The following is a 12,416-nucleotide window of genomic DNA, read 5'->3' on the forward strand; positions in this document are numbered from 1 at the left end:
CAATTGGGATTTCCACGCATGACCTCGCTCGACAGCTTCAAGTGTCGCAAGACCCTCAAGGTCGGAACGAAGAGCTACATCTATTACAGCTTGCCCACAGCCGAGAAGAACGGTCTCAAGGACATCTCGAAGCTGCCGTACTCGATGAAGGTGCTGCTCGAGAATCTGCTGCGCAACGAGGATGGCCGTACCGTCACCAAGGACGACATCGTCGCGGTATCGAAATGGCTGCGCAAGAAGTCGCTGGAGCACGAGATCGCCTTCCGCCCGGCGCGCGTGCTGATGCAGGATTTCACCGGCGTCCCGGCTGTCGTCGACCTCGCGGCGATGCGCAACGCGATGCAGGCGCTCGGCGGCGATGCCGAGAAGATCAACCCGCTGGTGCCTGTCGATCTCGTCATCGACCATTCGGTGATCGTGAACTACTTCGGTGACAACAAGGCGTTCGGCAAGAACGTCGCCGAGGAATACAAGCAGAACCAGGAGCGCTACGAATTCCTGAAGTGGGGCCAGAAGGCCTTCTCGAACTTCTCCGTCGTGCCGCCCGGCACCGGCATCTGCCACCAGGTCAATCTCGAGTATCTGGCGCAGACGGTCTGGACCAAGAAGGAGAAGATGACGATCGGCCGCACCAAGGGCACCTTCGAGGTCGCCTATCCGGATTCGCTGGTCGGCACCGATTCGCACACCACCATGGTCAACGGTCTGGCCGTGCTCGGCTGGGGCGTCGGCGGCATCGAGGCCGAGGCCTGCATGCTCGGCCAGCCGCTGTCGATGCTGCTGCCCGACGTCGTCGGCTTCAAGCTGACCGGCGCGCTGAAGGAAGGCGTCACCGCGACCGACCTCGTGCTGACCGTCACCCAGATGCTGCGCAAGCTCGGCGTGGTCGGCAAGTTCGTCGAGTTCTTCGGCCCCGGCCTCGACCATCTCTCGGTCGCCGACAAGTCGACCATCGCCAACATGGCTCCAGAATACGGCGCGACCTGCGGCTTCTTCCCGGTCGACACCGCGACGATCGATTATCTCAAGACCTCCGGCCGCAAGGCGCCGCGCGTCGCGCTGGTCGAGGCCTATGCCAAGGCGCAGGGCCTGTTCCGCACCGCCAAGTCGGCCGACCCGGTGTTCACGGAGACGCTGACGCTCGATCTCGCCGACGTCGTGCCGTCGATGGCCGGTCCGAAGCGTCCCGAGGGCCGCATCGCGCTCCCCGCAGTCGCCGAAGGCTTCGCGACCGCGCTGGCCGGCGAGTACAAGAAGCCCGATGCGGCCGAGCAGCGCTTCCCGGTCGAGGGCAAAGACTTCGATATCGGCCATGGCGACGTCGTCATCGCCGCCATCACCTCCTGCACCAACACCTCGAACCCGAGCGTGCTGATCGGCGCCGGCCTCTTGGCCCGCAACGCCGCCGCCAAGGGCCTCAAGGCCAAGCCGTGGGTGAAGACCTCGCTCGCCCCGGGCAGTCAGGTGGTTGCTGAATACCTCGCGAACTCCGGCCTGCAGAAGGATCTCGACAAGGTCGGCTTCAACCTGGTCGGCTTCGGCTGCACCACCTGCATCGGCAACTCAGGCCCGCTGCCGGAAGAGATCTCGAAGTCGATCAACGACAATGGCGTCGTCGCGGCGGCGGTGCTGTCGGGCAACCGCAACTTCGAAGGCCGCGTCTCGCCGGACGTGCAGGCCAACTACCTGGCCTCGCCGCCGCTGGTCGTCGCCTATGCGCTCGCCGGCACCGTGACCAAGGACCTCGCCGTCGAGCCGATCGGTATCGGCAAGGACAAGAAGCCGGTCTACCTGAAGGACATCTGGCCGACGACGAAGGAGGTCAACGACTTCGTCAAGAAGTTCGTCAAGGCGTCGATCTTCAAGAAGCGCTATGCCGACGTGTTCAAGGGCGACACCAACTGGCGCAAGATCAAGACCGTCGAGAGCGAAACCTATCGCTGGAACATGTCGTCGACCTACGTGCAGAACCCGCCGTATTTCGAAGGCATGAAGAAGGAGCCGGAGCCGATCAAGGACATCGTCGAGGCCCGCGTGCTGGCGCTGTTCGGCGACAAGATCACGACCGATCACATCTCGCCGGCCGGTTCGATCAAGCTGACCTCGCCCGCCGGCAAGTTCCTCAGCGAGCACCAGGTTCGCCCGGCCGACTTCAACCAGTACGGCACCCGCCGCGGCAATCACGAGATCATGATGCGCGGCACCTTCGCCAACATCCGCATCAAGAACTTCATGCTCAAGGGCGCCGACGGCAACATCCCAGAGGGCGGTCTGACCAAGCATTGGCCCGACGGCGAGCAGATGTCGATCTACGACGCCGCGATGAAGTATCAGGAAGAGGGTGTGCCGCTGGTGGTGTTCGCCGGCGCCGAATACGGCAACGGCTCATCGCGCGACTGGGCCGCCAAAGGTACCCGGCTGCTCGGCGTCCGCGCCGTGATCTGCCAGAGCTTCGAGCGCATCCATCGCTCCAACCTGGTCGGTATGGGCGTGCTGCCGCTCACCTTCCAGGAAGGCACGTCCTGGTCCTCGCTCGGCCTCAAGGGCGACGAGAAGGTTACCATCAAGGGCCTGCAGGGCGACCTGAAGCCGCGCCAAACCCTGACCGCCGAGATCGTCTCGGCCGACGGTGCGGCGCAGCAGGTGCCGCTGCTCTGCCGGATCGATACGCTCGACGAGCTCGACTACTACCGCAACGGCGGCATCCTACACTACGTGCTGCGCAAGCTCGCCGCTTAACCAAAGCGCGATGCGACAGTTTGGCTCACTCTGAAGTGAGTAGCGGGTGATGAAGGAGGCGGCCTATGACAAGGGCCGCCTCCTTTGCATTTTCGGTTTGTTAACTACGAGGACGGCATCGCGGATGCAGTGATGCGCAGGGCGCAGCGGACGGTGGTCCAGACGGGACAGTGGCGATGAGTGGACAGATGTCGTGGTGGTCGCGCGCAGCGCTGAGTGTCTGTGCGGTCATCGCTTTCGTCCGGCCAGCCGCGTCCGATCCCCGTGCGGTGATCGAACTCTTCACCTCTCAAGGCTGTTCGTCCTGCCCGCCGGCTGACAAGATCCTCGGCGAGCTCGCCAGAGATCCTTCGGTCATCGCGTTGTCGCTGCCGATCGACTACTGGGACTATCTCGGCTGGAAGGACACGCTGGCCGACTCCCGCTTCACGGCCCGGCAGCGGGCCTATTCTCGTGCGCGCGGGGACCGCGAGGTCTATACGCCGCAGGCGGTGATCAACGGCTCTGTGCATGTGATCGGCAGCGACCGTGAGGCCATCGAAGGCGCGATCGAGGAAACCGTCCAGGGCGGCGCGGTGATGTCGGTGCCGGTGAGGCTGTCGGTCGACGGCCAGGAGCTCTCCGTCTCGGTCGCCGCGGCCAGCGAGCATGCGCCGCGCCGGCACGGCGAGGTCTGGGTCTGCTCGATCTCGCGGGTGGTCCCGATCTCGGTCGGGCGCGGCGAGAACAGCGGCCGCGACCTGACCTATTACAACGTCGTTCGCGGTCTCCAGAAGCTGGGTGACTGGAACGGGTCGCCGGTCAGCTGGAGCGTGCCGCTGGAGAAGATCGCCCGCGAGGGCGTCGATGGCACCGTCGTCTATGTGCAGGACGGCAGTCGCGACCGCCCTGGGCCAATGCTCGGCGCCGCCTTTTCCGAGTTGCCGTTGGGCGGACGGGCTTCAGCAACGGCGCGTGGTCCCGAGCGCTGATCTTCCGTCGTCCCGATCTTCGTTTCCGCTGACCTGCGTGAGGCGCGTCACGTCCGTGCGACGGCGCGCCGCGACATCTTCCGGCAGCTCACGCCAGAAAAGCAAAAGGACCAACTTGCGTTGGCCCTTTGCCTTACTTGTGAATAGACCCGATCCTGACGACCCCGGGGGGCTGGGGGCTGAGGAATCCGGAACCGAAAGGACCGGGCCAACGCACACGAATCTTATGCCGAAGGTCGGGGGCGGTCGGTGGGCGGAAAGACGGCGCGATTATGATTCCGCTAACGATCCCGTGACGCTTGCGTGTTCGCGGAACTGATGACCTCGCAGGCTCGGTCGAACTTCAACAACGAAAACGGCCCCTTGCGGCTTCTGCCGGATGGCGCGATCATGTCACACAGATGACAGGAGGACGCCAATGAACCTCACGCCGGAGGACGCCGACCCCAGCGAGAACCGCGCGGCGGCGCGCAGTGCGGCCGCAGCGCCGAACCGGGTGACGTTCGACCGCCTGGAGCTGAACCGCATCCTGAACCTCTACGGTCGCATGGTCGCCGACGGTGAGTGGCGCGACTATTCGATCGACTTCCTGCGTGACCGGGCCGTCTTCTCCGTGTTTCGCCGGGCGTCCGAGGTGCCGATCTACCGCATCGAGAAGGATCCGCGTCTCGCACGCAAGCAGGGCATGTACAGCGTGATCTCGGCCACCGGGCTGATCCTGCGCCGCGGCCACGAGCTTGAGCGCGTGTTGCTGGCGATCGCGCCGAAGCCGGCGCTGGTCTGATCCGACCCGCCGGGTGATCACGACATTTCGACCGGCGTCGCTTACGCCGGGACGTCGCTGCTCCCGGCCCCGAGCGGGCGCTGCATCATGACGGTATCGAGCCAGCGGCCGAATTTCAGGCCGACGCTGGGGTGGGTGCCGATCATCTGGAAGCCGCAGGCGGTATGCAGCCCGACCGAGCCGGCATTGGCGGAGTCGCCGATGACGGCGATCATCTGGCGAAAGCCTCCCTCCTCACAGGCGTCGATCAGCCGCCGCATCAGTCGCATCCCGATGCCGCGACGCTGGCTGGCGGGAGCGAGATAGACCGAGTTCTCCACCGTGAAGCGATAGGCAGGGCGGGGCCGGTAGGGCCCGGCATAGGCATAGCCCACCACCTCTCCGTCCAGCAGGGCGGCGAAATAGGGGAAGCCGCCGTCGCGGAGCGCCCGGAAGCGGCGCGTCATCTCCGCCAGATCCGGAGGGTCGAGCTCGAAGGTGGCCGTGCCCTCGCGGACGGCCTGGCCGTAGATGGCGGTGATGGCCGGGAGGTCGGCCTCCTGGGTGGGCCGGATTTCAATGTTCGACATGGGGTGCAAGCATACCCATGCGGACGCGGCGATCAATCCGGCCTCGCGGCATGGCTGTCGCTGCCGCTTTGCGCCGGTCGCAATCGGGTTTGTAAAAACGAAAAGCCCCGGCGGTGAGGCCGGGGCTTCGAAGGTCGCTCGTTCGAGCGGTTGGATCAGTCGCGCTGTCCGAGCAGCTGCAGCAGCAGCGTGAACAGGTTGATGAAGTTCAGGTACAGCGACAGCGCGCCGGTGATCGCTGCGCGCTCGGCGATGTCGCCGCCCGCGGAGGCGTAGCCGTAGATGTACTCGTTCTTCAGGCGCTGCGTATCCCAGGCGGTCAGGCCGGCGAACACGAACACGCCGATCACCGAGACGATGAACTGCAGCATCGAGCTCGCCAGGAACAGGTTCACCAGGCTCGCCAGCACGATGCCGATCAGGCCCATGAACAGGAACGAGCCCATGCCCGTCATGTCACGCTTGGTCGTGTAGCCGTAGAGGCTCAGCGCGCCGAACGTCGCCGCGGTGATGAAGAACACCCGCACGATCGAGGTGTGGGTGTACACCAGGAAGATCGACGACAGCGAGATGCCCATCAAGGCCGAAAACACCCAGAACAGGAGTTGCGCGGTCGACGGCGCGAGGCGGTTGATGCCGGCCGAGATCGCGAACACCATGACCAGAGGGGCCAGGATGAACAGCCACTTCAGCGGGCTCACGAACATCGCGTAGCCGAACTGCGTCAGATAGGCGTTGCCGAACTTGAACACGCCGGCCGCCGGATCGCCGGTCACCGACGCCATGTAGACGCCGAGCGCCGCGAGGCCGGTGATGGCCAGGCCGATGCTCATGTAATTGTAGATGCGCAGCATGTAGGCGCGCAGACCGGCGTCGACGGTCGCGGCATCGGCGCGCCCGGCCACCCGGCCAAAGGGTGAAGCATAGTTGCGGTTGAGGTCCGACATGGTCGAATTCCCGTTGGTTGCCCGGCAGCCCGATCCTGGCAGGACCTTCAGCCGGTTCTCGAAAAACCCTATCTCATACCCGCTGCCATCGATATTAAATTTGCGTCATCGGCAAATTCGCCATCTTTGGCAGGTCTCTGAGCCCATTCCCTACATGGGAAACTAGCATATCCGCCGCAAGCTTCCACGCGCGGCTGAATGTCGCTCCGAACGCGTCCCAGCCGTATAAATCGCGTTAACCGTGCGGCATGAGCGCGCAAGCCGCTCGATCAAGCCGCTAGAGATTCCGAAGAACCGTCGCCGGCTTCTGGTTCAGCGCGAGCAGGGTGCCGGCCAGTCCGAGGCCGACGGTCACGATCAGCGCCGCCAAGACGACCAGCGCGGCGCTGCCCGCCTGCCAGGCGAAGCTCAAGGTCATCAGCCGGGTCACGATCAGCCAAGCGGAGACCGAGCCGGCGATGACGCCGAACGCGGCGGTGGCAAACCCGATCATCAGATATTCGAGCGCGTAGGCGCCGAGCAGCCGCAGCCGCGTCGCGCCCAGGGTCTTCAGGATGACCGCGTCGTAGACCCGGTGGCGGTGGCCGGCGGCCAGCGCGCCGCCGAGCACCAGGATGGCCGAGATCAAGGTCACCGCGCTGGCGCCGCGGATGGCAAGCGCGAGGTTGGAGACCACCGAGCCCACGGTCTCCATCACCTCTCGGACCCGCACGCTGGTCACCATCGGGAAGGCGTCGGCCACCTTGCGGATGACACGGGCATCCTCGGCGGCATCGGAGCGCGCTTCGGTCAGGGTCGCGACATGGGTGTGCGGCGCGCCCTTGAAGGCATTCGGGGAGAACACCAGCACGAAGTTGATGCCGAGCCCCTGCCAGTCGATGGTGCGCATGTTGCCGATCCGCGCCGTGATATCGCGTCCGAGCACGTTGACGACGATGTCGTCACCGAGCTTGAGGCCGAGGCCGTCGGCGATGCGCTTCTCGATCGAGACCAGCGGCGGTCCGCTGTAGGTCTTGCTCCACCACTCGCCCTCGACCACCTTCGAGCCCTTGGGAATCTCGGCGGTATAGGTCAGGCCGCGATCGCTCTGCAGCACCCATTCGGTGTCCGTCGTCGCCTTGAGGTCCTCGGCGCGGACGCCGCGGGCGGCGACGATGCGCCCGCGCAGCATCGGCACGTCTTCGACAGCGGATTGAGGGGCGAGGTCCTTGAGGAAGCCGCGGAAGCGGTCGGCCTCGCCGGAGGGGACGTCGATGAAGAAAAACGACGGCGCCTGCTCCGGCAGTTGCGCCAGGAATTGGCGCCGCAGATTGCCGTCGATCTGGGTGATTGTGACCAGCACCGCGAGACCCAGTCCGAGCGACAGCACCACGGACGGTGTCAGCGCGCCCGGGCGGTAGATGTTGCTGACCGCCAGCCGCAGCATCGGGAAGCGGCTGCGCGGCAGGGCGCGCGCAATTGCCATCACCGCGGCGGCAATGCCGCGCAACAGCACGAACACCAGCGCAGCGGCGACGACGAACACCGCGGCGATGCGCTTGTCGTAGGACAAGCCGATCACGACCGCGATCAGCAGCGCGACGGTGCCCGCGATCAGCACCAGATAGCTCCAGCGCGGCCGGTGCCACTCGGCGATGACCGCCTCGCGGAACAACGCCGCCACCGGCACGTCGCGTACGCGCCCGAGCGGCCACAGACCGAACGCCAGTGCGGTGAGCAGGCCATAGACGAAGGACAGCGCCAGCTCGTCGGAATGAATAGCCGGGATCACGGGCAGCGGCAGGATGTTGCCGAACAGCCCGACGATGGCGAAGGGCAGGGCCGCGCCGGCGCAGAGTCCGATGATCGAACCGATCGTGGCGAGCACCATCACCTGCACGAGGTAGATGCCGAACACGTCGCGGCTGGTGGCGCCGAGGGCCTTGAACGCCGCGATCACCTCGGTGCGGCGGTCGACATGGCTCTTGACCGCGTTGGCGACGCCGACGCCGCCGACCAGCAGCGCGGCGAGACCGACCAGGGTGAGGAACTGGGTGAAGCGGCCGATCGTCCGCTCGAGCTGCGGCGAGGCATTGCTGCGGCTGCGGATCTCCCACCCGGCCGACGGCAAGGTCAGGCGGGTGTCGGCGATGAAGGACGCTGCGGCGTGGTCGTCCTTGGCATTGTCGGGCAGCCGGACCCGGTAGGTCCAGCGCACCAGGCTGCCCGGCTGCAGCAGCGACGTGGCGCGCAGGCCGGCCTCGCTGATCAGGAAACGCGGCCCAAGGCCGATGCCGCCGGACAATTTATCTGGCTCGGCCTGGAGCGCGCTGCGGATCTGGAAGCGGACGGTGTCGATGCTGACGGTGTCGCCGACCTTGAGGTCGAGCCGCGCCAGCAGTGCCGGATCGGCCGCCGCGCCGAACACGCCGTCGCGTTCGGCGAGAATGTCCGGTAGCGGCAGGTTGGGCTGCAGCTCGGCCTTGCCCAGCAGCGGATAGGCGCCGTCGACCGCCTTGAGCTCGACCAAGGCCAGCTTGGCGTCACCGGCGCGCACCATCGCCCGCAAGGTTGCCGCCAGCGAGACCTGGCCGCGCGTCCGCAGGAAGGCGATCTCCTCGGGCTTGGCCTCGCGCTGAAACAGCGAGAAAGCGACGTCGCCGCCGAGCAAGGTCCGGCCCTCGCGGACCAGCCCGTCATTGAGGCTGGCCGCCACCGAGCCGACACCGGCGATGGCGAGCACGCCGAGCGCGATGCAAGCGATGAAGACGTAGAAGCCGCGCAAGCCGCCGCGCAGCTCGCGCAGCGCGTAGCGCACCGGCAACGCGGCCATGCGGCCGCCCGCGATCGGTTCGGACACCGTGCTCATGCGTCGGCTTGCTCGTGTGCGTCGCTCTCGGCTTCGATCCGTCCCGAGCGCAGCCGCACCACCCGGTCGCACCGATGCGCGAGGCCGCTGTCATGGGTCACCAGCACCAGCGTCATGCCGCGCTCGGCATGCTTGGTGAACAGCAGGTCGACGATCTGCTGGCCGGTGGTCTCGTCGAGATTGCCGGTCGGCTCGTCGGCCACGAGAATTGCGGGGTCGGGAGCGAGAGCGCGGGCCAATGCCACGCGCTGCTGCTCACCGCCGGAGAGCTGCGTCGGATAGTGATGCAGACGGTGGCCGAGCCCGACCTGCTCGAGCTCGCGGGCGGCACGCTCCGCGGCGCCGGCATGGCCGGCCAGCTCGAGCGGCACTGCCACATTCTCCAGCGCGGTCATGGTCGGGATCAGGTGGAAGGACTGGAAGACGATGCCGACCTGGCGACCCCGGAACCGGGCCAGGGCGTCCTCGTCCAGGGCATTGAAAGCGGTGCCGCCGACCACCACCTCACCACTGTCAGGACGTTCCAACCCCGCCATCACCATCAGCAGCGTGGACTTCCCCGATCCCGAGGGGCCGATCAGGCCGATCGTCTCGCCCTGTCCCACCCGCAGGCTGATGTCCTTGAGGATATGAACACGTGCCGCTCCGGTGCCGAGCGAGAGGTTGACGTTGGAGATGGTAATGGTGTCCGGCGCAAGGCCGGCCAAACGCGAGGTTTCGATGAGACTGTCCATGGCTCGGTCATATGGCAACTCCGCAAGCCGGGTCGAGAGGCGCGGACATATCTTCGTGCACATACTCGTGTTGATGCTCGCCTTGATGACAGTCGGCCCCGCGTTTGCGGGCGCTGACGACGTCAAGCCGATCAAGCTGGTCGTGCTCGGCGATTCCTTGAGCGCGGGTCTTGGCCTGTCCGCCTCGGATGCGTTTCCAGCCAAGCTGCAGAAGGCGTTGCAGGCCCAGGGCCTGCCGATCGACCTCACCAATGCCGGCGTATCCGGGGATACTTCGTCCGGCGGCCGCGATCGGCTCGACTGGTCGGTGCCTGACGGGACCGAGGCCGTCATCGTCGAGCTCGGCGCCAACGATGCGCTGCGCGGCATCGATCCCGCGGTGACGCGCAAGGCCTTGACCGAGATCGTGACCCGGCTGAAGGCGCGGGGCATCGCCGTCATGCTGTGCGGCATGCTGGCGCCGCCGAACTACGGCAGCGACTATGCCGCGAAATTCAACGCGATCTATCCCGATCTGGCCAAGGAATTCGGCGTCCCGCTGTATCCGTTCTTTCTCGACGGTGTCGCCGCCGACCCCAAGCTGAACCAGGCCGACGGCATCCACCCCACCGCAGCCGGCGTCGACATCATCGTGTCCCGGATGTTGCCTACGGCGGAAGCATTCCTGCGTCCACTTCGTGGGCAATGACGGAACGAAGCGCCGCGTCGATCATTTGCGATAACCTTAAGGGCCGGGTTTTCCGCAGCTTTTACCGGCGTTAACCCGCCTTCCGTCGCGGAGTCATATAAGTTCGGTAGGAATGATGCATTGGCGATTCGTCGTCGATCATTTCTCGAAGGCATGATCTCGTCAATTTTCGAGATCAGCCTCCAGCATCGGGAGTCCTGAAACGATGCCGCGTCTGTTTACTGGACTGGAAATCCCGGCCGAGGTTGGCCACACGCTTTCCGGTTTGCGGGGTGGCCTCCCCGGCGCCCGCTGGATCGATCCCGAAAATTACCATGTGACGTTGCGCTTCATAGGTGACATCGACGGCGCCTCCGCCAACGAGATCGCCTCGATGCTGTGGCGGGTGAACCGCAAGCCGTTCGAAGTGACGGTGCAGGGTCTCTCCAGCTTCGGCGGCCGCAAGCCGCGCGCCGTCGTTGCCAACGTCGCGCCGAGCCGCCCCCTGATCGAGCTGCAGGCCGAGCTCGAGCGGCTCATGCAGCGGATCGGGCTCGATCCGGAAGGTCGTAAATTCGTGCCCCACGTCACGCTGGCGCGGCTGCACGATGCGTCGAGCCAGGACGTCGCCGACTATCTCTCCGTCCGCGGCTATTTCCCGAGCCGCGTGTTCACGGCCGAGCGCTTCGTGCTGTTCTCGTCGCGCGCCTCGACCGGCGGTGGCCCCTACGTGGTCGAGGACGCCTACGACCTTTCCCCGGGGTGAGGTCTGGAGCGCGGTCGTTCAAGCCAGCCGCTCGCTGAGGTCGGGAGCGAAGACTAACGTCGTTAGCCCCGGACTAACGGTCACGGCGGCGTTTGCGTGCCATATACCACGACCTCACGGCTCCGACGCATGGCGGCTTCCACCATTTGCGGATTGCATTTTCCGTAAGTCTCGTGACCTAGAGTGGGCTCATGCTGTCCACTCCGTCAGACGCGTTCCGCGCGCAATATCAGTCTTTGGTCGATACCGGTGCGATCGAGGCCGACCTCGCCCAGGCCGAGGTCGCCGACGCCCTGGCGGCGCTGGAGCGCCGCCTCTCGACCTACAAGCCGACGCGCAAGCAAGGCTTGTTCGGCCGCCTTTTTGCCGACAAGAGCGAGCCGCCGAACGGCCTCTATGTCCACGGCGAGGTCGGGCGCGGCAAGACCATGCTGATGGACCTGTTCTTCCAGAACTGTCCCGTCGAGCACAAGCGCCGCGCCCATTTTCACGAATTCATGGCCGAGGTGCACGAGCGCATCTACGGCTACCGCCAGAACATCGCGCGCGGCGAGCTCGCCGATGCCGACGTGATCGGGCTCACGGCACAGGCGATCTTCGATCAGGCCTGGCTGCTCTGCTTCGACGAATTCCATGTCACCGACATCGCCGACGCGATGATCCTGGGACGTCTGTTCGCCAGGCTGTTCGAGCTCGGCACCGTGGTGGTGGCGACCTCGAACGTCGCGCCCGAAGACCTCTACAAAGGCGGCCTCAACCGCGCGCTGTTCCTGCCCTTCATCAAGCAGATCGCCGACCATATGGACGTGATGCGGCTGGATGCGCGCACCGATTTCCGGCTGGAGAAGCTGGCCGGCGTGAAGATGTGGCTGGTGCCGGCCGATGTCGACGCGCGAGCGGCGCTCGACGAGGCCTGGGCGCGGCTCACGGGGCATGCCAAGTGCAAGCCGCGCGACATGACGATCAAGGGGCGTATCCTGCATGTCCCGTGCTCCGCCAACGGCGTCGCCCGCTTCGGTTTTACCGATCTCTGCGAGAAGCCGCTGGCAGCCTCGGACTATCTGCGGCTCGCGCACGACTATCATACGATCCTGATCGATCACGTTCCGGTCATGGATCTGGCCGAGCGTAATGCCGCCAAGCGGTTCATCACCCTGATCGATACGCTCTACGACAACGCCGTGAAGCTGATCGCCTCCGCCGAAGCCGACCCGATTTCGCTCTACGTCGCGACCGAGGGCATCGAGGCCATGGAGTTCAAGCGGACCACCTCGCGCCTGATCGAGATGGGCTCGGACTCCTACCTGGCCCTGCCGCACGGGCGGAAGGACTCGGCGGCATCCGGGACTTCCACGGGGTTGGTCGAAACCTGACAAATACCGGAGTTTTGG

10 protein-coding genes are annotated in these 12,416 nt (G+C 65.7%); 6 read left to right on the forward strand and 4 right to left on the reverse strand.

All coding sequences use genetic code 11. From position 1 onward, the window contains the following. Positions 1 to 18: 18 nt before the first annotated feature. The 3 genes from acnA (at position 19) to QX010_RS15305 (ending at position 4,494) form a co-directional block, all read left to right on the forward strand. Complete coding sequence (acnA, locus tag QX010_RS15295; RefSeq protein ID WP_316180311.1) at positions 19 to 2,739, forward strand: aconitate hydratase AcnA; 2,721 nt, start codon at positions 19 to 21, stop codon at positions 2,737 to 2,739. 188 nt (positions 2,740 to 2,927) lie between these two features. Beyond that, on the forward strand, positions 2,928 to 3,710 hold the full coding sequence (locus QX010_RS15300) for a DUF1223 domain-containing protein (RefSeq protein WP_316180458.1): 783 nt from the start codon (positions 2,928 to 2,930) through the stop codon (positions 3,708 to 3,710). A gap of 418 nt (positions 3,711 to 4,128) precedes the next feature. Next, positions 4,129 to 4,494 (forward strand): DUF2794 domain-containing protein, encoded by a 366-nt coding sequence (locus tag QX010_RS15305; protein ID WP_315800711.1) that lies wholly within the window; start codon positions 4,129 to 4,131, stop codon positions 4,492 to 4,494. 41 nt (positions 4,495 to 4,535) lie between these two features. On the opposite strand, the gene QX010_RS15310 is transcribed toward QX010_RS15305, so the two are convergent. The 4 genes from QX010_RS15310 to QX010_RS15325 form a co-directional block, all read right to left on the reverse strand. Continuing rightward, positions 4,536 to 5,063: an N-acetyltransferase family protein gene (locus QX010_RS15310; protein ID WP_316180312.1), complete on the reverse strand. Its 528-nt coding sequence runs from the start codon at positions 5,061 to 5,063 to the stop codon at positions 4,536 to 4,538. 155 nt (positions 5,064 to 5,218) lie between these two features. Beyond that, positions 5,219 to 6,010 (reverse strand): Bax inhibitor-1/YccA family protein, encoded by a 792-nt coding sequence (locus QX010_RS15315; protein WP_315800709.1) that lies wholly within the window; start codon positions 6,008 to 6,010, stop codon positions 5,219 to 5,221. A gap of 277 nt (positions 6,011 to 6,287) precedes the next feature. Continuing rightward, complete coding sequence (locus tag QX010_RS15320; RefSeq protein ID WP_316180314.1) at positions 6,288 to 8,858, reverse strand: ABC transporter permease; 2,571 nt, start codon at positions 8,856 to 8,858, stop codon at positions 6,288 to 6,290. Continuing rightward, the gene (locus QX010_RS15325; RefSeq protein WP_315800707.1) at positions 8,855 to 9,592 is read right to left on the reverse strand and encodes an ABC transporter ATP-binding protein; all 738 of its coding nucleotides are present in this window, start codon (positions 9,590 to 9,592) and stop codon (positions 8,855 to 8,857) included. Before QX010_RS15325 ends, QX010_RS15320 begins: the two co-directional genes overlap by 4 nt. A gap of 55 nt (positions 9,593 to 9,647) precedes the next feature. Here QX010_RS15325 and QX010_RS15330 point away from each other — a divergent pair, with 55 nt between their 5' ends. The 3 genes from QX010_RS15330 to zapE all read left to right on the forward strand — a co-directional run bounded on the left by QX010_RS15330 (position 9,648) and on the right by zapE (position 12,398). Next, positions 9,648 to 10,280, forward strand: a complete 633-nt coding sequence (locus QX010_RS15330; RefSeq protein ID WP_315800706.1) for an arylesterase — start codon at positions 9,648 to 9,650, stop codon at positions 10,278 to 10,280. A gap of 205 nt (positions 10,281 to 10,485) precedes the next feature. Then, entirely contained in the window at positions 10,486 to 11,025 is a 540-nt protein-coding gene (gene thpR / locus QX010_RS15335; protein ID WP_315800705.1) for an RNA 2',3'-cyclic phosphodiesterase, read from the forward strand. A 191-nt stretch (positions 11,026 to 11,216) separates the two neighbouring features. Then, positions 11,217 to 12,398, forward strand: coding sequence for a cell division protein ZapE (gene zapE / locus QX010_RS15340; RefSeq protein ID WP_316180316.1), 1,182 nt, complete (start codon positions 11,217 to 11,219; stop codon positions 12,396 to 12,398). Positions 12,399 to 12,416: the final 18 nt, after the last annotated feature.

Source organism: Bradyrhizobium sp. SZCCHNRI1009 (genome assembly GCF_032487575.1).
GTDB lineage: Bacteria > Pseudomonadota > Alphaproteobacteria > Rhizobiales > Xanthobacteraceae > Bradyrhizobium.

What these genes read in the sequence shown, in the direction of transcription:
- QX010_RS15325 (WP_315800707.1), bottom strand. Translation starts at nt 9,592, where the DNA reads ATGGACAGTCTCATCGAAACCTCGCGTTTGGCCGGCCTTGCGCCGGAC.
- QX010_RS15320 (WP_316180314.1), bottom strand. Translation starts at nt 8,858, where the DNA reads ATGAGCACGGTGTCCGAACCGATCGCGGGCGGCCGCATGGCCGCGTTG.
- acnA (WP_316180311.1), top strand. Translation starts at nt 19, where the DNA reads ATGACCTCGCTCGACAGCTTCAAGTGTCGCAAGACCCTCAAGGTCGGA.
- QX010_RS15305 (WP_315800711.1), top strand. Translation starts at nt 4,129, where the DNA reads ATGAACCTCACGCCGGAGGACGCCGACCCCAGCGAGAACCGCGCGGCG.
- QX010_RS15310 (WP_316180312.1), bottom strand. Translation starts at nt 5,063, where the DNA reads ATGTCGAACATTGAAATCCGGCCCACCCAGGAGGCCGACCTCCCGGCC.
- zapE (WP_316180316.1), top strand. Translation starts at nt 11,217, where the DNA reads ATGCTGTCCACTCCGTCAGACGCGTTCCGCGCGCAATATCAGTCTTTG.
- QX010_RS15315 (WP_315800709.1), bottom strand. Translation starts at nt 6,010, where the DNA reads ATGTCGGACCTCAACCGCAACTATGCTTCACCCTTTGGCCGGGTGGCC.
- QX010_RS15300 (WP_316180458.1), top strand. Translation starts at nt 2,928, where the DNA reads ATGTCGTGGTGGTCGCGCGCAGCGCTGAGTGTCTGTGCGGTCATCGCT.
- thpR (WP_315800705.1), top strand. Translation starts at nt 10,486, where the DNA reads ATGCCGCGTCTGTTTACTGGACTGGAAATCCCGGCCGAGGTTGGCCAC.